An 18,093-nucleotide genomic window follows, 5' to 3' on the forward strand; every position below is an offset into this window, starting at 1 on the left:
ACTGAGAATGCGTACATGGGGGCCGCTCACAGCGGTATGCCTGGGGACGTTCATGCTGCTGCTGGACGTGACCATCGTGGTCGTGGCACTGCCCGACATGGCGAGAGCGCTCGACGCCTCGCTGAGCGATCTGCAATGGGTGATCGACGGCTACGCCCTCGCGCTGGCCGCGCTGCTGCTCGGGGTCGGTGCCGCGGCGGACGTGCTCGGCCGGCGGCGGCTCAACGTGGCGGGCACCGCGCTCTTCGCGCTCGCCTCGCTGGGCTGCGGGCTCGCCACGAACGCGGAGGCGCTGGTGGCTGCCCGCGCCCTGCAGGGGCTGGGGGCGGCCGCGATGTTCGCGACGACGCTGCCGCTGCTCGGGGCCGCCTACCAGGGGCGGGACCGGTCGGTGGCGCTCGGCGTCTGGGGTGCGGTCAGCGGGGCCGCGGCGGCGCTCGGGCCGATCGTCGGCGGACTGCTGACCGAGGGGCCCGGCTGGCGGTGGATCTTCTTCGTGAACCTGCCGGTGAGCGTCGCCTCGATGTGGCTGACGCTGCGCGTGGTGCCGGAGTCCAGGGGCCAGGCGGGCCGCCGGGTCGACTGGGCGGGCACGGTGACGTTCGCGCTGTTCGCGGGCGCGCTGACGTACGGGGTGGTGCGGGCCGGTGCGGAGGGCTGGGCGTCCGGGCCCACCGTGGCGACCCTCGCGGTGTCGCTGCTCGCGCTCGTCGCCTTCGTGGCCGTCGAACGCCGGGTGGCGCACCCGCTGATCGACCTCCGGCTGCTGCGCATGCCCGCGTTCACGGGCGTCTTGGTCGGCGCGATCGGCTACAACGCGGCGGCGTTCGGCCTGATGCCCTACCTCTCGATCTGGCTGCAGACCGTGCTCGGCATGAGCCCGGTGACCGGCAGCCTCGTCATGCTGCCGCTCGCCGCGACCTCGTTCGTGGTGGCCGCGGTCGGCGGGAGGCTGCTGCACGGGGTGCCCGCGCGGCTGACCATCGGCGTGGGCCTGCTTCTGATCGGGGGCGGCGGACTCGCCCTCGCGGTTCTCGACGCCGGGTCGTCCTGGGGCGCGCTCATCCCCGGGCTGACGGTCGCGGGCGTCGGCACCGGCCTGGTCTCCCCCGCCCTGGGGGGCGCGGCCCTCGCGGCGGTGCCGCCGGCGAACGCGGGGATGGCGGGCGGCGCGGTCAACACCTTCCGCCAGCTCGGGTACGCGGTCGGCGTGGCCGTCTTCGGCACCGTGCTGACCTCGCGGATGCAGGACTCGCTCGGCCACGACGCGGCGCACACCGTCGCGGGCGGCGGCGCGTCGGCGGTGGGCGGCACGTTCTCCGAGCACGCCGTGCGGTCGGCTTTCGCCTCCGGCCTGAACGCGGCCGCGGTCGTCGCGGGCGTGGTGGGTCTGGCGGCGGGAGCGGCGGTTCTCGTCATGGTGCGGTCCGCGCGCTCAGCGCCGGAAGCGAAAATTCCGGCGGCCGCCGAGCGCGTCCCCGCGGCGCAGCCACAGCCGTAACCGCTGCGTACAGATTCGGTGGAGATTACGCCACCGAAACTTACTCAACCGTAAGTATTCTGTCCCGCCTCTCCCCTTGTGGCCGGATTTACCCGTGTGACCAGCGTGAATGTTACGTACCGACGGGTCGGTCGCCCCTCTCCCGCCGGGCTGCGCTGTGGGGTACCGTCACCGGCGCTGTGCGGAGCGCCACAAGGAGCATCATTGCGCGAGTTCACGAACCCTCCGATGGCGTCGGCGCCGCTGGTGGGCGGCCTTGCCGACGTCGTGTTCGACCATGCCCTTGAGGATCCGCTGCACGTCGCCTTCGGCCGCAAGACCGACGGCGAGTGGCGTGACGTCACATCGGCGGAGTTCCGCGACCAGGTGATGTCACTGGCGAAGGGGCTGCTCGCCCAGGGCGTGCGCTTCGGCGACCGTGTCGCCATCATGTGCCGCACCCGCTACGAGTGGACGCTCTTCGACTACGCGCTCTGGACCGTCGGCGCCCAGGTGGTGCCGGTCTACCCCACGTCCTCCGCCGAGCAGGTCTTCTGGATGCTGCATGACGCGCAGGTGTCGGCCGCCATGGTCGAGCACGAGGACCACGCGATGACGATCGGCTCGGTGATCGACCGGCTGCCGCAGCTGCGCAGGCTGTGGCAGCTGGACGCCGACGCCGTGGAGGAGCTGTACCGGGCGGGCCAGGACGTCGACGACGAGGTGGTCAACCGCCACCGCCGTGCCGTCACCCCCGACTCGATCGCCACAATCATCTACACCTCGGGCACCACGGGCCGCCCCAAGGGCTGTCTGATCTCGCACGCGAACTTCATGTTCGAGGCGGATACGGTCATCCAGCGCTGGGAGCCGGTCTTCCACTCCCGGCGCGGCGACGAGGCGACCACGTTGCTCTTCCTGCCGCTCGCGCACGTCTTCGGGCGCATGGTGCAGGTCGCGGCGGTCCGCGGCGGGGTCAAGCTGGGCCACCAGCCGAGCCTGAACGCGGCGGCGCTCATCCCTGACCTGGCCGCGTTCCGCCCGTCCTTCATCCTGGCCGTGCCGTACATCTTCGAGAAGGTCTTCAACGCGGCGCGGCGCAAGGCCGAGAAGGACGGCAAGACGGGTCCCTTCGACAAGGCCGTGGAGTGCGCCGTGCGGTACGCGGACGCGATGGAGGCCAGGGCCTTCGGCACCGGCCCCGGGCCTTCGGCGGCCCTGCGCATGCAGCACTCGCTCTTCGAGAAGCTCGTCTACGCCAAGGTGCGCGAGGCGATGGGCGGCCGCGTCCGGCACGCGATGTCGGGCGGCTCCGGGATGGACCGGCGCCTCGGCCTGTTCTTCGCGGGCGCGGGCGTGGAGATCTACGAGGGCTACGGCCTGACGGAGTCGACCGCCGCCGCCACCGCCAACCCGCCCGAGCGCACCCGCTACGGCACGGTCGGTCAGGCCATCCCCGGCACCACCGTCTACATCGCGGAGGACGGCGAGGTCTGGCTGAACGGCGCCAACGTCTTCCAGGGCTACCTCAACGACCCCAAGGCCACCGACGCGACCCTGCACGACGGCTGGCTGGCCACCGGCGACCTGGGCGCGCTCGACGAGGACGGCTACCTCACGATCACCGGGCGCAAGAAGGAGATCCTGGTGACGTCCGGCGGCAAGAGCGTCTCGCCGGGGCAGCTGGAGGAGCGGGTGCGCGACCATCCGCTGGTCGCCCAGTGCATCGTGGTGGGCAACGACCGCCCGTACATCGCGGCGCTCGTCACCCTGGACGGCGAGGCCGTGGAGCACTGGCTGAACATGCGCCGCAAGCCTCCGATGTCCCCGGCCGACCTGGTGCGCGACCCCGACCTGGAGACCGAGGTGCGCCGCGCCGTGGTGGCCGCCAACACCCTTGTCTCGCAGGCCGAGTCGATCCGCACCTTCCGGATACTGGCCCACCAGTTCACCGAGGAGCACGGGCTGCTCACCCCCTCGCTGAAGTTGAAGCGCAAGGCGATCGAGACGGCTTACTCGGCCGAGGTCGAGGCTCTCTACAGGGCGTGATCACCCACATCTGATGGTTCGTCATTTATTGCTGCGGTGGTTATTGACGGTTCATCAGGTCCCGCACAGAATCAGCCCCACTTCGACGGAGGGGGCTCGACCCGTGTCGCGATCGATCCGCACCATCACCGCCACCGTGACCGCACTGCTGCTCGCCACCGCCTGCAACTCCGCCTCCAACAGCGGTGATTCGAGCGGCGGCGACAAGGCAGGCGGCTCCGTACGCGGCGTGAGCGCCGACTCCATCAAGGTCGGCGGCATCGTCTCCATGACGACCGCGAGCGGTTACAGCAAGAAGGACACCGACCTCGGCGCCAAGGCCCGCTTCGACCGCGTGAACGCCGAAGGCGGCGTACACGGACGGAAGATCGACTATCTGGGCGCCGAGGACGACGGGCAGGACCCGGGAAAGAATCTCGCGGCGGCGCGCAAACTCGTCCAGCAGGACAAGGTGTTCGCGGTGTCACCGATGAGCTCGGTGACCTTCTCCGGCGCCGACTTCCTGCAGAAGCAGAAGGTCCCGACCTTCGGCTGGGGCACCATCCCGCCGTTCTGCGGGCCGAGTTACATGTACGGCTACGGCGGCTGCATGGTCCCGATGCCGGGCGGCACCATCACCCAGAGCTGGCCCGAGGGCCTGAAGAAGGTGACGGACGGCTCGAAGGGCAAGTCCGTGGCCATCCTCGCCAACGACAACGACGCGGGCACCTTCGCCATCCGCACCTACAAGCAGAGCTTCGCGGCGGCCGGTTACAAGGTGACGTACGCCAAGTCGACCGTGCCCGCGACCTCCGTGCCGAGCGACTGGTCGGCGTACACCAAGGAGATCCTGCGCTCGGACGGCGGCAAGGCGCCGGACGTGGTCGTCTCCGTGATGCAGACCCCGTACAACATCGGCCTGTTCACGGCCGTCAAGCGCTCCGGTTTCAAGGGCGTGCTCACCGACCCGACCGACTACGACCCCGGGCTCCTCGCCAAGAGCGCGACGAAGAAGGCGCTCGACGGCGTGCACATCCTGCTCGCCTTCCAGCCGTTCGAGCAGAACACGGCGGCGATGAAGCAGTTCAAGGCGGACATCAGGAAGACGGCGGGCAAGGACGTCCCGCTCAACATGCACATGATGACCGGCTACATGTCGGCCGACCTCTTCCTCGCCATCGCCGAGAAGGCGGGCAAGGACCTGACCGCCGACTCCTTCCAGCAGGCGGCGAACGGCTTCTCCGACCAGGACACGATGGTCGGCGACCGCAGTCTGCCCAAGGGGCAGAAGGAGTCGTTCGGCTGCGGCGCCCTCGTGCAGCTCAAGGGCGGCAAGTACTCGGTGTCCGCGCCCTTCAAGTGCTACGAGCCCATCCCCTTCAAGTAGCGGACCCGCACGTAGCGATCTTCCATCAGAGGGGGCGCGTCACCCATGTCCGACCTGCTGGGATTCGTGCTGAGCGGCCTCGTGTCCGGCGCCCTGTACGCGCTGCTCGCGACGGGGCTCGTCCTGTCCTACTCCGCCTCCGGCCTCTTCAACTTCGCGCACGGCGCGACCGCCTACCTCTGCGCGCTCGCCTTCTACGAACTCCACTCCGGCTTCGGCTGGCCCGCCCTGCCCACGGCCCTGCTCCTCGTCTGCGTCGTGGCGCCCGCGCTCGGCTGGGGCCTTGACCGGCTGATGTTCCGGAAGCTGGCGAGGGTGGGCGAGACCGCGCAGATCGTGGCGACGATCGGCCTGCTCGTCGCGCTGCCCGCGCTCGGCCTGTGGGCGGTGGAACTCCTCGAGGACGCGGGGGCGTCCGTCAAGCCGGCCGAGAACCAGTTCGGTCTGCCGGGCGTGGGGCCGAGCCCCGCCAAGAACTGGCAGCTCATGGACGGCGTCGGCATCGACTCCGACCAGCTGATCACCTGGGTCGCGACGGCCGTGGTCGCGATCGGCCTGTGGGTCCTGATGCGGCACACACCGCTGGGGCTCCGGCTGCGGGCCGCGGTGGACAACCGCTCGCTGGTGGAGCTGCGGGGCATGAGCGCCGACCGGCTCTCCTCGGTGGCCTGGATGCTGTCGTCGGGCCTCGCGGGCCTGGCGGGCGTCCTCGCGACGCCACTGCTCGGCCTCTCCTCCCACGACTTCACCCTGTTCCTCTTCGTGTCGGCCACGGCCGCCGTGCTCGGGCGCTTCATGTCGATCCCGCTGGCCTTCGCGGGCGGGCTCGGCCTGGGTGTCCTGCAGAACCTGGTCGCCGGTTACGCGGATTTCGCCGAGAAGATCACCGGTTTCCGTACGGCGGTCCCCTTCCTGATCCTCTTCGCCGGGCTGCTCCTCATGGCACGGCGGCAGCGGACGGCGGGCACGGCCGCGGTGGACGCGCCGCCGATCGACTATCTGGCGGGGAAGTCGTGGATGCGTCGCTGGGGGCCGTGGGCCGCCGGGGGCGTGCTGCTGGCGCTCTCCTTCTACACGGTCACCACCCCCTTCTGGAGCGGGATCCTCGCGCAAGGGCTGGCCATCTCCCTGGTCTTCGTCTCCTTCACCGTGGTGACGGGCCTCGGGGCGATGGTGTCCCTGGCGCAGGCGACGTTCGTGACGGGTGCGGCCCTCGTCGCGGGCCTCCTGATGAGCCACGGGTGGCCGTTCATCGCCGCCGCTCTCGTGGGGACGTGCGGTGCGGCGGTGCTCGGCGCCCTCGTCGCGCTGCCCGCGCTGCGTCTCGGCGGCCGGTCACTGGCGCTGGCCACGCTCGCGCTGGCCTTCCTCGCCGACCAAGTCCTGTTCCAGATGGGGTGGTTGAGGAACGGCGACACCGGGTGGGAGATCCCGCGCGCCGTCTTCGGCCCCGTCGACCTGAGCGACGACCGGGCGATGGGCGTGGCGATGGTCGTCCTCGTCGCGGTGGCCGTGGCCGCGCTCAGCGCGCTGCGGGGGTCGGCGACGGGGCGGGCGATGCTGGCGGTGCGGTCCGCTCCGGCGGCGGCGATGGCCTCCGGGGTCTCGGTGGTCCGGACGAAGCTGCTCCTGTTCACGCTGTCGGCCGGGCTCGCCGGTTTCGGGGGCGTGATGTACGCGTCGTACAACACCCGCATCACGGCAACGGACTTCACCGCGATGACGGGCCTGGTGTGGCTGGCGGTGGTGGTCGCCGCGGGGGTGCGCAGGCCGCAGTTCGCGGTGGTGGCGGGGCTGGTCTTCGCGATCATGCCGCACCTGATCGCCGACTACGTGACGGAGTCGGTACAGCTGCCGGTGATCCTGTTCGGGTTGGCGGGGCTGGCGCTGGCCAATGATCCGGACGGGTACTGCGCGGCGGTGTCGGTGCGGATGCATCGCCGGCGGGCGGCGAAGTCTTCAGCCCGTCCGGCGTTTGAGGACGAGCGCGGCGGAGCCGGTGATGTACGTGTGCCGGTCGGCGGAGCCGGTGATGTACGTCCGCCGGTCGGCGGAGCAGGTGGTCGGTGGTCACCCGGGGCGGCGGAGCCGGTTTCGGGAAGGGGCGGGCTTGGGGAAGAGAACCCGCCCTCCCTCGCCCTCCGCGACATCCACGCCGGATACGACGGCGCGCCCGTACTCCACGGAGTGACCCTCACCGTCCACCCCGGCGAGATCCTCGCGCTCCTCGGCCCGAATGGGGCAGGCAAGTCCACGACATGCCAGGTCGCGGCAGGGCTGATCGCCCCCACCAGGGGCGAGATCCACGTCGCCGGGACGGACGCCACGCACCGCGGCCCCGTCCACCGCTCCCGGGCGGGAGTCGTCCTCGCCCCCGAGGGCCGCGGCATCTTCCCCGCCCTCACCATCGAGGAAAACCTCACCCTGCACCTGAAGGAGGGGCACGCTCGCGACGCCGTCTACGACCGCTTCCCCGGCCTCGCCGCCCGGCGAAAGGTCACCGCGGGGTCCCTCTCCGGAGGAGAACAGCAGATGCTCGCCCTCGCGCCCCTCCTCCAGCGCCCGCCCAAGGTGCTGATCGCGGACGAACCGTCCCTCGGCCTCGCCCCCCGCGTCGTCGAGGAAGTCTTCCGGTTGCTCGCCGAACTCCGGGACTCCGGCACGGGGTTGCTCCTGGTCGAGGAGAAGGCCGCCGAGATCCTCGGCGTCGCCGACACCGTCGCCTACCTCGCACAGGGCCGGGTCTCCTGGTGCGGCCCGCGCTCCGAGGTCCGGGCGGACCAGCTGACCGAGGCCTATCTGGGCATAGCCGCGCGGGACCGCACCGAAGGGGTGGGCAGGCCATGAGCGAGCGCGTGCTCGAAGCTGCCGGCATCGGCGTCCGCTTCGGCGGCATCCACGCCCTCACCGACGTGGACCTGAGCCTTGGCCCCGGCGAGGTCTGCGGCCTCATCGGCCCCAACGGGGCAGGGAAGACAACCCTGTTCGACGTCGTCTCCGGCATCCGCCGCCCCGACCAGGGGCGCGTCCTGCTCGACGGCGCCGACGTGACCCGCCGCTCCCCGGTCTGGCGCGCACGCCACGGCATGCGCCGCACCTTCCAGCGCCAGCAGCTCTTCGGGCAGCTCACGGTCGGTGACAATCTGCTCGTGGCGCAGGAGTGGCGCGGGGGCGGCGGCGGGTTCGCCGCGGATCTGCTGGCGGCGCCCACCCGCCGCAAACACGAGAACGAACGACGCGCACGCGCCTCAACTATTCTCCAGGAGTGCGGACTTGAGGCCCTGGCCGACGACTACGCGGGCGCGCTGCCCGTCGGCAGGGCCCGCATGGTGGAACTGGCACGCGCGGTGGCGGACCCGCCCAGGGTGCTGCTCCTGGACGAGCCGGCCTCCGGCATGACGGCCGACGAACGAGCGCAGCTGTCGGCGGTCATCCGGCACCTCGCGGACGAGGAGGGCTGCGCCGTGCTCCTCGTGGAGCACAACGTCGCCTTCGTGATGGAGCTCTGCGCCCGCGTGGTCGTCCTCGACCTGGGCCATGTCCTGGCCGAGGGCACGGCGGCCGAGGTGCGCGCGGATCCGCGGGTAAGGGACGCGTACCTCGGCACGACGGCGGCTTAGCCACCGCGCATCCGAGCATTTACCAGTCGTTCACATAAGTATTCCGCGTTCAAAGATGTGCAATAGAGTCGTGGATATGGGAGTGGTCAAGGAATGCGGCACCGCACGTGATCGTTGACCATGGGAGTACCACCCGACGACTTTAAGGATCGAGAGCTCGTGAGCAAGGTCCCCCCGATCATCCTGAACAACGGCGTCGAGATGCCGCAGCTCGGTTTCGGCGTCTGGCAGGTCCCGGACGACGAGGCCCGGTCGGCCGTCGCGACGGCGCTGGAGGCCGGGTACCGCAGCATCGACACCGCGGCCATCTACGGCAACGAAGAGGGCACCGGCAAGGCCATCGCCGCTTCCGGCATCGCCCGCGAGGAGCTCTTCGTCACGACGAAGCTCTGGAACACCGACCAGGGATACGACTCCACGCTGCGGGCCTTCGACACGTCCCTGGAGAAGCTCGGCCTCGATTACGTGGACCTGTACCTGATCCACTGGCCGCTGCCCTCCAAGGGCCTCGCCGTGGACACGTACAAGGCCTTCGAGAAGATCCAGGCCGACGGCCGCGCGAAGTCCATCGGCGTCTCGAACTTCCTGCCCGAGCACCTGGAGCAGCTGCTCGCCGAGACGTCGGTCGTCCCGGCGGTCAACCAGATCGAGCTCCACCCGCACCTCCAGCAGCACGCCCTCCGCGAGTTCCACGCGGAACAGGGCATCGCCACGGAGGCCTGGTCCCCGCTCGGCCAGGGCAAGGGCCTCCTGGAGGTCCCGGCGATCATCGCCATCGCCCAGAAGCACGGCCGCACACCGGCCCAGGTCGTCCTGCGCTGGCACATCCAGCTGGGCAACGTGGTCATCCCCAAGTCCGTGACCCCGTCCCGGATCAAGGAGAACATCGACGTCTTCGGCTTCGAACTGGACCCGGAGGACGTGGCGGCGATCAGCGCGCTGAACGAGGACAGGCGCCTGGGCCCGGACCCGGCGACGTTCGACGCGGCCTGAGGCCCACCCTCATACGAGACCCTGGCCCCAGGTCAGGAGCGTGGCTCCTGCCACCCGGCCAGGGTCTCGCGAGCGGCGATGGTCTCCGCGGCGTCCTCTCCGAGTTCGCGGGCGAATCCCTCGGCGGCGCGGCTCAGTTGACTGATGGCGCCCGCCATGTCGCCTTCCATGGCAAGGGAATGCGCGAGATGTGACCTCGCCTCGTAGGTCCGCAGGTGATCCTCGCCCAGTGACGTCTTCAGGCCGGCCAGGGAGGCTTGGTGCAGCACGCTTGCCGCTTCCGGCTCTCCGGCCTGCTGATAGGCCTCGGCGAGTTGATGGCGTGTGCGCAGGGTTCCCGGGTGCACGTCGCCCAGACTGGACACGCGTTCGCCCAGAGTCGCCTCCAACAGCTCGATCGCGCGCCATGCTTCTCCGGCTTCCAGCAGCGCTTCGGCCAGATCGCTGTACGCCCTGCGGGTCTCGACGTGCGACTTTCCGAGGACACTGATCCGTTTGACCAGCGTCCGCTCGTACAGCGCGATCGCCTTCGCTCTGCTCCCGGCGCGCCGATAGGCCTCCGCCAGCGCCGCGGCCGCCCGTAGCGTCTCGGGGTCCTCGTGGCCCAGAGCCTCGCCTTTGGCCGTCAGAGCATCCTCGTACAGCGGAATCGCCCGCCCCAGATCCCCGGCCAAGAGGCAGGCGCGGGCCAGCCGATCCTGCAGGCCCAGCGTCTCCGGATGCTCCTCGCCGAACGTATCGGCGCTGTAGGACAACGCCTCCCCGTACATCTCCATGGCCTGGTCAAGAACGCCTTCGCGTTCGTACACCCCGGCCAAGGCGGCCAGTGTCGTGAGCGTACGGGGATGAGCCTCACCCAGGGCTTCCCGGTATCCGGCCAGGACCTGCTCGAGTTCCTGCACCGCTCGCGTCGCGTCTCCCACCTTGTCGTACGCGAGGGCCAGTTCACCGCGCACGCCGAGTGCGGCGGGCGCCAGGTCGCCCCGCTCCCGCCGGTAGGTGGTCAGCACCTCCTGATAGGCGGCCACCGCACGGTCCCAGTCCTCGTCCGCCAGATAGGCGCCGGCGAGCCGCTCCAGCACCGGAACGGTCACCGGGTGGTCCTGGCCCAGAGTCCTGAGCGCGAGGGCATGGGTCACCTCCAGCTCCCTGATCGCCCGCCTCGTCGCGCCCGTCGCCAGGAAGGCTCCGGCGAGTTCCGCACGCAGCGCGATCCTCTCCGGATCGTCCTCGGGCCTTCCCGCGCGGTCCATCGAGACCCTTACGTTCCTGAACCACGCAAGCGCCCGCGCTGTGTCGCCCGACGCCAGATACGCCCTGCCCAGCAGAATCGCGGCGCGGTGCGCTCGGGAATCGTCCTCGTCCAGGATTCTCTGCAAGGACTCCGCTGCTCTCTGCAGAAAGACCAGGGCTTGTTCCAGCCGGCCCTGTGCCATGAGGAAACATGCCGTGTCCGCCAGCAGAGTCCCGAAGACCACGTCGTCGTCCACGGGTGGGGAGTGGTCAGCGTATGCCTCGATGTGCGGGAGGAGAGCGCGCCAAAGGGGCCAGCCGGCCGGGTCGTCCGGGTCGTCGGGGACAGCCTCCGCGAGGCAGCGAGCAGCCGCCTGACGTGCCGCCTGCGTGTCCTTCTCACTGCTTGCGGCCTGGTCTCCGGTATCCCAGACGCGGGCGAGGCGTGCGATCAGGGGGTGCACGCTGACCGTCGCCGATCCAGCTTGGTGGTCGAGGAGGTGGGCGCGCACCAGGAACTCCAGCGCGTCCGCAATCTCCGACTCGGTGAGCTGAGCTCCGGTCAGGAGGCCCTTGGGAATGTCTTCGGAGCCGTACCAAGCCAGGGTCTGCAGGACGCGCCTCGCCGTCGGAGTGCTGACGGCTCGAAGGGCATGTCTCAAGGTGTCGCCGACAGAGATCGAGGAGGAATCGTCCTCCGGGTTCCGCAGCCGGCCCATCTGTGCCGCGATCAAGGCGCGGTACTCCTCGACGGAGACGTCCGTTCCGGCGAGGTACGCGGACGCCTGCTGCAACGCGAGCGGCAACCGCCCCAGCTCATCGGCCAGCTGCTCCACCTCCGCCACCGGCTCCCCGAGCTGGTCGAGCATCGCCACGGCTTCCTCCGGCGAGAGAACACCGAGCTCCATCTGAGTGGCGGTGCCCTCCCATCCGGCGGCCAGACGGCTGGTGATCAGGACACTCCCGTTCGCGCCCAGACGGGAGAGGAGGACGCGTACGTTGTCGGGGTCCTCCACACCGTCGAAGACGAGGACCCAGTCCGTGTGCGAGGTCAGCCACTGAAGGGCCCATTCCCAACGTCCCTCCCGCGCAAGGAAATCCGGGACCGAGGGCTGCAGTGCACGGGTGAGGCCGGAGATGTCCTTGACGATGGAGGCGGGCGAGTCGGCGCGCACCCGCCACACCGGGCGCAGAGTCCCGGCGCGGGCCACCCCGGCCGCCCACTCCGACGCCAGCGCCGTCTTGCCCACGCCTCCCATTCCATGGAGGACGACGGTGCGCGGCGACGCGGACCCCGTCCGTGGGCCCAGCAGTTCGAGGTCCAGGCGTTCCAGCACATCCCCTCTGCCGACGAAATCCCGCGGCGCCTCCACATTCGTCAGTCCCGGCGGACACGAAACCGAAGCAGGCGGATCGAAGCCGCCGAGAGGGGACGACGAGTTGCCCGGCGGGGTCCGATGATCGGCGTCGTACGGCTCCGGCCGCTCGTCGCCGACCGCGCTCTCCTCGCCCACCGGCCGCTCCGCCACCCGGATCGCCCGCCCCCGCAGCAGCCCCATCGCCTCCTCGCTCACCAGCGCGAAGGGCCGGCCCGCGTCCCCCAGCGCTCGGCCCCCCGTCCCTTCCGCGACCGGCACGATCGCCCTGAAGGCCCGGATCGTCGAGCCGGCCCTGGTCTCGATCTCGGCGCCGAGCCGGTTCAGCAGATCGGCGACCGCCAGTGACTCGGGGCGAGGCAGGGTCTCCAGCAGGGCGCTTCGCGCACCCGGCACGAAGTCGTACAGGCCCCGCTCCGGATCGACCGGTTCCAGGAGGCCGCTCAGGAGCACCTCGGCGAGGTCGCTGGCGCGCGAGCCCGGCGTGACCCGCTGCTGGATCAGCCGCATCACCGGCAGCGCGGGCACCGACAGAGCGACATGTGCCGCCAGGTCCACCGCCGTGGGCGAAGCCGCGGCCTGGAAGCGGAGGATCCGATCGGTGATCGTCAACTCCCCCTCCTCGGCGAGGGGTTGGCTGTGCGGTGGCTGCGCCGCGCTCACGTACGTCACCGCCGTGTCCCGGTGGTGATCGCCGGACGCGGTCACCAGACCCGCCCAGTCGGCCAGCCACTCGGGAGAGAGCTCCAGGACGGGCACCGGGACCGCGTCCGGCGCGGGGCGTCCTGCCCGGCCGTCGTGCGGGGTGAAACGCAGCGCGGTGTTGGGGGCGCCCGCCCGGGACGCGATGGCCTTGCCGGGGATCGCGGGGGCCGCCGTGCGCCGCCAGAGTCGTTCGGGGAGGGGCTGCAGGATGGCGGTGGGGCCACGCCTGGCCCACAGATGCAGGGCCGGGGACGCGTGCCCGCCCCACCAGTGCGGGCCCGAGCAGTCGCTGAGCAGCAGGGTCACCTGGCGGCCTGTCGGGTCCACCATGGCTGCCGGGGCCAGCGCGGGGCCCCGGGGCGAGGAGCGGATGCAGACACCCGGGCCGAGGTCGCCCAGATGCCAGAGCCGTACGTCCCGGAACGCGCCGGTGCGCTGCATCGCCTCCCGCAGTTCACGCGCGAGCGAGCGCCACACCTGCATCGCCGGACCCGTGTCCACGACGAGGGCCAGGCTCAGGAGGCGGTCGGTGGCGGGGGCCATGACCGGGGCCCAGGGGCGCAGCCCCGCGTGGAGTGCGGCGCGCGTGGCCGTCGCCTCCTCGTCCAGGATGCGGCGGCGACGGTCGGGGACGCGTTGCTTGAGCGGCCGCAGGGCGCGCTGGATCTCCAGTTCGTGGCGCAGGGCCTGTGGGGCGGGGACCAGGACGTCCTCGGCGTCGGTGCCGGGGCGCGGGGCGCCGTGCGGGATGTGCAGGGCCGAGCGGGAGGGGTCGCCGGGCGGGCCCTGGCCGTCCGGCGCATCGCCGACGTGAGGATGCCCGGCCTCCGGGTCATCCCGCTGCCGAGGCTGCGCCCCCGACGCGTCCCCCATCCCTTCGAGGGCCTCCTGCAGCACGTCGGTCAGCCACCCGGACGAGTCCGCACCGCCGCTCCCGCTCTCACTCTCGCCGTCCGCCTCGCACGGAGGCAGTCGCTCCGCAAGCCACAGCATCTCCGCGAGCTCCAGCGGAGTGACGTGGGGCCCCAGCGTGTCGAGCAGGCCCCGCAGCTTCACCAGCCGCTCAGTCTCCATCGGAGCGCGTTGCCTCGCTGCTCAGGAACGGCATCACCTGGTCCGCCAACTGCCGCACCGTCTCCGGGGGTTCACTGAACGACGCGTGGTGGCACATGTAGATGGCGTTGAGCAGTTGGTCGTTCGCGAGCAGCCCTCCGCTGCGCCGCTCGAAGAAGCGGTCGATGATCTCCTGGACGCCCGCGGGCAGCTCGCCGCCCTCGCCCTCGACGACGGGGCCCAGGTGCTCGCGGACGATCGCCGTCAGCTCCGCCACACTCGCGGGTTGCTTCAGGTCCACGGTCACGCAGCGCCGCAGGAACGCGGGCGGGAATTCGCGCTCGCCGTTGCTCGTCATGACGACGAGAGGGAAGGCGCGGCAGCTGACCGTGCCGTCGCGGATCTCCACGCGGTCGGTCGTACTGTCGGCCGTCATCACCCTGGCCGTCGGCTCCGCACGACGGGCCAGCTCGACGATCTCGTACGCCCCCTTCTCGAAAATGGTGAGCAGGTCGTTCGGCAGGTCGATGTCGCTCTTGTCGATCTCGTCGACGAGCAGGACGCGCGGGCGCTCGTACGGCAGCAGCGCCGTGCCGAGGGGTCCGAGGCGCAGATAGTCCCCGATGTCGTCGCCCGACGAGCCGTTCACGTCCTCACGTCGTGCGCGCTCCGCGGCGTACAGCCGGGTGAGCGGGTCGTACTCGTACAGGCCGTCCCGGAGCGTGACCCGGCTGGTGATCGGCCAGTGCAGGACCTTGCCGAGACCCAGTTCATGGGCCACCGCGTACGCGAGGGAGGACTTGCCGGTGCCTGGCGCACCTGTCACCAGGAGTGGTCTGCGCAGGTAGAGCGCGGCGTTGACCTGGCGGACCGCGTCCTCGCCGGGCCGGTAGCTGACCGCCGCGTGGGGGTTGCCGGAGTCGCCCGGCGGGGTGCGCAGGGCCGGGCCACCGGTGAAGGTGCGCCAGGGGGGCGGGGCCGGCAGGCGGTCGATGCCGTCGTGCGGGACCCGGCTCCCGGAGTAGATGCGCCAGTTGGACGTCTCGGCGGTGTCAGGCACGCTTCACGCTCCCCCTGCTCCCTGTACTGCCGGTATTTCCCGCGTTGCCGGTGCTCACTGCTCTCCTCGCGCTCCGTGGGCTCACTGTTCTCCCCGCATTCCCATCGCCAGCGGTGGATCCGGTTTGCGCTCCGGGTCGTCCCAGAAGAGCGTCAGCCGGTGCCCGCAGTGCTCGGCGTCCCCCTTGTCCGGGGAGCGGGCCTCCTTGCGCAGCCTCATGACCTCGAACGGCAGCCGGTCGGGGTCGAGGACCCCCACCGCTTCCGTGAGCCGGTCGAGAAACCTGTCGGGAGCGCACTGCGCGTGGCCGTCCTCGCCGCACTCGTGCCGTCTCCACAGCATGATCGGCACACCGGTGTCCAGGGCTGCCGAGAGCCAGTCCCCCAGGGGAGTCGCGGCATACGCGAGGGCGCACACCTCGTCGTCCGCGTCCAGCCAGTCGTGGAACTCGTCGTAGCCGTAGGGAAGCCCGCACGCCACACGGCGGGGGCGGGTCTCGCCTCGGGCCCGCACCGTCTCCCAGCGCCTGCGCGTCAGACGGGAGACGGTGAGCGGCTTGAGGCGGTCCATGTGCCTGACCACCACGGGCACCGTGCGCATGGGGCGGGGGCGCGCCGCCCCCGGTTCGTGGATCTGCCACTCCTCGAAGGGCTCGCTCATCAGCCGCTCCGGCACCACGAACTCCAGCATCCAGTCGCATTCGTGCACCCTGCCGATCTGTTCGGCGAGCATCGCCTCGACCTTCGTGCGGAGCTGGCGTGGGCGGATCCTGACCGGCCCGGACGAGCCGACCGGGACGCCGTCGACCACCGTGCACACCGTGAGGTCGAGACCGGCGCCACGGGTCATGGACTCCGCGCGGAACATCACGGAACCGACGGGCGCGGGCGCCTCGCGCGCGGCCTTCGCGGCGTGTGCCTCGTCCTCGTACTGCTCGGGCATCCAGCGCCGCAGCCAGGCTCCGACGTCCACCTCAGGAAACCGGGTGCCGAGTACGCGCAGCAGCCGCAACAGACGCTCCTCGCCGGTCAGTTCCTCGCCGACGTGGCGGATGGTGTGCCAGACCGACCGGAACGGCGGCAGCGGGCGACGGAAGGTGGGGAAGGCGCGCCGCACGAGGACCTCAAGGCCGTCGGCATCGAGGTGTGCGTCCGCGAACAGGGCGCGCAGTTCACGGCGTGGCTCACCCGGCAGCCAGTCCAGGGGCAGGAAGTCGTCCAGTTCTTCCCAGTGGCGCCGGATGGTGTCGATGGGCAGCATCCGCCCGATGTAGCCCTCTTGGTCGCCGCCGAGGACGGCGTCGGTGACCATGCCGACGACCTTGCCGGACTGGGGGTCGTAGACCGCCGCGCCGCTGAACCCCTCGTCCAGGCGCCGCAGGTGGGCCTGCCCGACATCGACCTCCAGCCACTCCTGACCGAGCAGCCGGTCCGCGCTGGTCGTCAGCGTGACATGTGTGCCGTCCTGCTCATGGCCGAAGGGGAAGCCAAGCGCACGCAGTTCATGTGCGGCCCGGCCAGGCTGAGGGCGCAGTGTGTCGAGCGGCGCGAACGCACAGGGCGTCACCTTGAGCGCGTGGGCGAGTTCGAGCACCGCTATGTCACCGCGGTCCCCCAGGCGCCGCCAGTCACCGGACCACGCGACCTTCGCGGGCAGGGTTTCGGTGACGCCCGGCAGTGTGACGGAGACCGCCGAGAGCCCCTCGACGACATGGGCGCAGGTGAGCAGGCGCGTGCCGTCGACCAGTACCCCCGCCCCTCTGGGTGTGCCGTCGACCGTGCCGATGCGGGCACGCCAGTGCATGCCGTGCATTATCCGCCCCGCACCGTCATCGCTCGCCCGGCTCGTCACGCCGGGACCAGGTCAGTTTGACGGTCAAGTGGCCCTCGGCGGCCGTCTTCGCGATGACGGCGCCCGCGACGGCGCTCAACTTCACCCCGAATTCCAGCTCGATGCCGTCGGGGTCGAGCGCCTGGTCACGGAAGGTCCGCAGCGCGGACATCGCGGCACCCCGCACATTGCTCAGCGCCGCCCCGAAGTGCCCCTCGACATCATGGATCTCGCTGCCGTCGCTTCTGCGCGACGCCGACCTGAAACCCGGGTCCCTGGAGTCCACTTCCACGACGACAGGACCTTCGTCGGACTCCCATCGCATCAGCTCGCTCACAGCCCGACTCCCCTCCGCAGCCTGATCGACGTCGCCTAAAAGGTAACGTCAACGGCTGTTCCGGCAGTCGGTGTTGGGCATATTCCGCGTCGCGGTTCAGCCCTTGACCCCCACATGCACCGTCTGCGCCGACAGCAGGAACACGTCCGGCCTGTGGTGCAGGCTCTGTTCGTCGTCGGGGTCCAGGAGGCGGTCGGCCGTGGTCAGGTCGTCGGGGGTCAGGGTGTCCTCGTGCATGTCGCGGCGGCGGGAGAGCTCGGAGATGATCTGGGCGCGGGCCGCTTCGGAGACGGGGGCCGGCAGGTCCAGGAGGAACGTGCGGGTGCCCGCGTGGCGCAGGCCCGCCTCCTTGAGGAGCGTGGGCCAGTCCTCCGTGACCGCCTTCGCGCCCGGCAGGTCGGCGCGCATCCGCGTGAACCACTCGTCGTCCGCCAGGTCGAAGCGAGTCTGCAGGCCCGGCCGGCCGAAGCCGATGTCGCGGGGCAGGCTGCGCTGGTTCAGGCCGCCCTCCAGGAGGGCGAGCGCGCCGCCCGGCGCGAGGCGGTCGGCCAGGGCTGCCAGGGCGCCCTCCTGGTCTCCTACGTGGTGCAGGGCCCTGCCGATCCAGAGGAGGTCCGCCGGCGGCAACTCGCCGATGCCTTGGGGCAGTTCCGCTTGCAGGGTGCTGAATCGGTCTGTCAGCTGTTCCCTGGACGCCCGCTCCCGTGCCCGCTCCAGGAGGGGCTCCGCCGGGTCCACCGCGATGACGTTCGCCTTGGGGAAGATCTCCGCGAGGAGGAAGGAGATGGACCCCGAACCGCTGCCGACGTCCGCGATCAAGGCCGGCTCCGGCTGCCAGGTGCGCAACCATGCGGCGATCTCGCGGTTCTGCGGGGCGGCGAGCTCCGCGTTCCGTTCCAGCATCGGGCCCATCGTCGCCCAGTCGATGTCCTCGTGGTGGTGACCGTGCTTGTGGTCGTGAGCCATGGTTCTGCCGCCGCCTTCGCGTGTC

The 18,093-nt window shown here is 70.9% G+C and carries 11 protein-coding genes; 6 read left to right on the forward strand and 5 right to left on the reverse strand.

What is annotated here, in order from left to right:
• The first annotated feature begins 7 nt into the window (after positions 1-7).
• From AB0M70_RS04040 to AB0M70_RS04065, 6 genes are all read left to right on the forward strand, one after another.
• Positions 8-1,501: an MFS transporter gene (locus AB0M70_RS04040; RefSeq protein ID WP_365816031.1), complete on the forward strand. Its 1,494-nt coding sequence runs from the start codon at positions 8-10 to the stop codon at positions 1,499-1,501.
• Between the two features lie 204 nt (positions 1,502-1,705).
• Positions 1,706-3,529 (forward strand): AMP-binding protein, encoded by a 1,824-nt coding sequence (locus AB0M70_RS04045; RefSeq protein WP_365816033.1) that lies wholly within the window; start codon positions 1,706-1,708, stop codon positions 3,527-3,529.
• Positions 3,530-3,632: 103 nt separating this feature from the next.
• Positions 3,633-4,895, forward strand: coding sequence for an ABC transporter substrate-binding protein (locus AB0M70_RS04050; protein ID WP_365816035.1), 1,263 nt, complete (start codon positions 3,633-3,635; stop codon positions 4,893-4,895).
• A 45-nt stretch (positions 4,896-4,940) separates the two neighbouring features.
• On the forward strand, positions 4,941-7,742 hold the full coding sequence (locus tag AB0M70_RS04055) for an ATP-binding cassette domain-containing protein (RefSeq protein WP_365816037.1): 2,802 nt from the start codon (positions 4,941-4,943) through the stop codon (positions 7,740-7,742).
• Complete coding sequence (locus AB0M70_RS04060; protein WP_365816039.1) at positions 7,739-8,515, forward strand: ABC transporter ATP-binding protein; 777 nt, start codon at positions 7,739-7,741, stop codon at positions 8,513-8,515. Before AB0M70_RS04055 ends, AB0M70_RS04060 begins: the two co-directional genes overlap by 4 nt.
• Before the next feature lie 120 nt (positions 8,516-8,635).
• Entirely contained in the window at positions 8,636-9,508 is an 873-nt protein-coding gene (locus AB0M70_RS04065) for an aldo/keto reductase (RefSeq protein WP_365816041.1), read from the forward strand.
• Between the two features lie 32 nt (positions 9,509-9,540).
• Here AB0M70_RS04065 and AB0M70_RS04070 read toward each other — a convergent pair whose 3' ends face one another.
• The 5 genes from AB0M70_RS04070 to AB0M70_RS04090 all read right to left on the reverse strand — a co-directional run bounded on the left by AB0M70_RS04070 (position 9,541) and on the right by AB0M70_RS04090 (position 18,068).
• Positions 9,541-13,896: an SAV_2336 N-terminal domain-related protein gene (locus AB0M70_RS04070; protein ID WP_365816043.1), complete on the reverse strand. Its 4,356-nt coding sequence runs from the start codon at positions 13,894-13,896 to the stop codon at positions 9,541-9,543.
• A complete protein-coding gene (locus AB0M70_RS04075) occupies positions 13,886-14,935 on the reverse strand; it encodes a MoxR family ATPase (RefSeq protein WP_365816045.1) in 1,050 nt (349 codons plus the stop codon). Before AB0M70_RS04075 ends, AB0M70_RS04070 begins: the two co-directional genes overlap by 11 nt.
• Positions 14,936-15,016: 81 nt before the next feature.
• On the reverse strand, positions 15,017-16,738 hold the full coding sequence (locus tag AB0M70_RS04080) for a trypsin-like peptidase domain-containing protein (protein WP_365816047.1): 1,722 nt from the start codon (positions 16,736-16,738) through the stop codon (positions 15,017-15,019).
• Between the two features lie 25 nt (positions 16,739-16,763).
• Positions 16,764-17,102, reverse strand: a complete 339-nt coding sequence (locus AB0M70_RS04085; protein ID WP_365816049.1) for a CU044_2847 family protein — start codon at positions 17,100-17,102, stop codon at positions 16,764-16,766.
• A 96-nt stretch (positions 17,103-17,198) separates the two neighbouring features.
• The gene (locus tag AB0M70_RS04090) at positions 17,199-18,068 is read right to left on the reverse strand and encodes a methyltransferase (protein ID WP_365816051.1); all 870 of its coding nucleotides are present in this window, start codon (positions 18,066-18,068) and stop codon (positions 17,199-17,201) included.
• Positions 18,069-18,093: the final 25 nt, after the last annotated feature.

Source organism: Streptomyces sp. NPDC051214 (genome assembly GCF_040682375.1).
GTDB lineage: Bacteria > Actinomycetota > Actinomycetes > Streptomycetales > Streptomycetaceae > Streptomyces.

What these genes read in the sequence shown, in the direction of transcription:
- AB0M70_RS04040 (WP_365816031.1), top strand. Translation starts at nt 8, where the DNA reads ATGCGTACATGGGGGCCGCTCACAGCGGTATGCCTGGGGACGTTCATG.
- AB0M70_RS04055 (WP_365816037.1), top strand. Translation starts at nt 4,941, where the DNA reads ATGTCCGACCTGCTGGGATTCGTGCTGAGCGGCCTCGTGTCCGGCGCC.
- AB0M70_RS04060 (WP_365816039.1), top strand. Translation starts at nt 7,739, where the DNA reads ATGAGCGAGCGCGTGCTCGAAGCTGCCGGCATCGGCGTCCGCTTCGGC.
- AB0M70_RS04065 (WP_365816041.1), top strand. Translation starts at nt 8,636, where the DNA reads ATGGGAGTACCACCCGACGACTTTAAGGATCGAGAGCTCGTGAGCAAG.
- AB0M70_RS04070 (WP_365816043.1), bottom strand. Translation starts at nt 13,896, where the DNA reads ATGGAGACTGAGCGGCTGGTGAAGCTGCGGGGCCTGCTCGACACGCTG.
- AB0M70_RS04080 (WP_365816047.1), bottom strand. Translation starts at nt 16,738, where the DNA reads ATGCACTGGCGTGCCCGCATCGGCACGGTCGACGGCACACCCAGAGGG.
- AB0M70_RS04090 (WP_365816051.1), bottom strand. Translation starts at nt 18,068, where the DNA reads ATGGCTCACGACCACAAGCACGGTCACCACCACGAGGACATCGACTGG.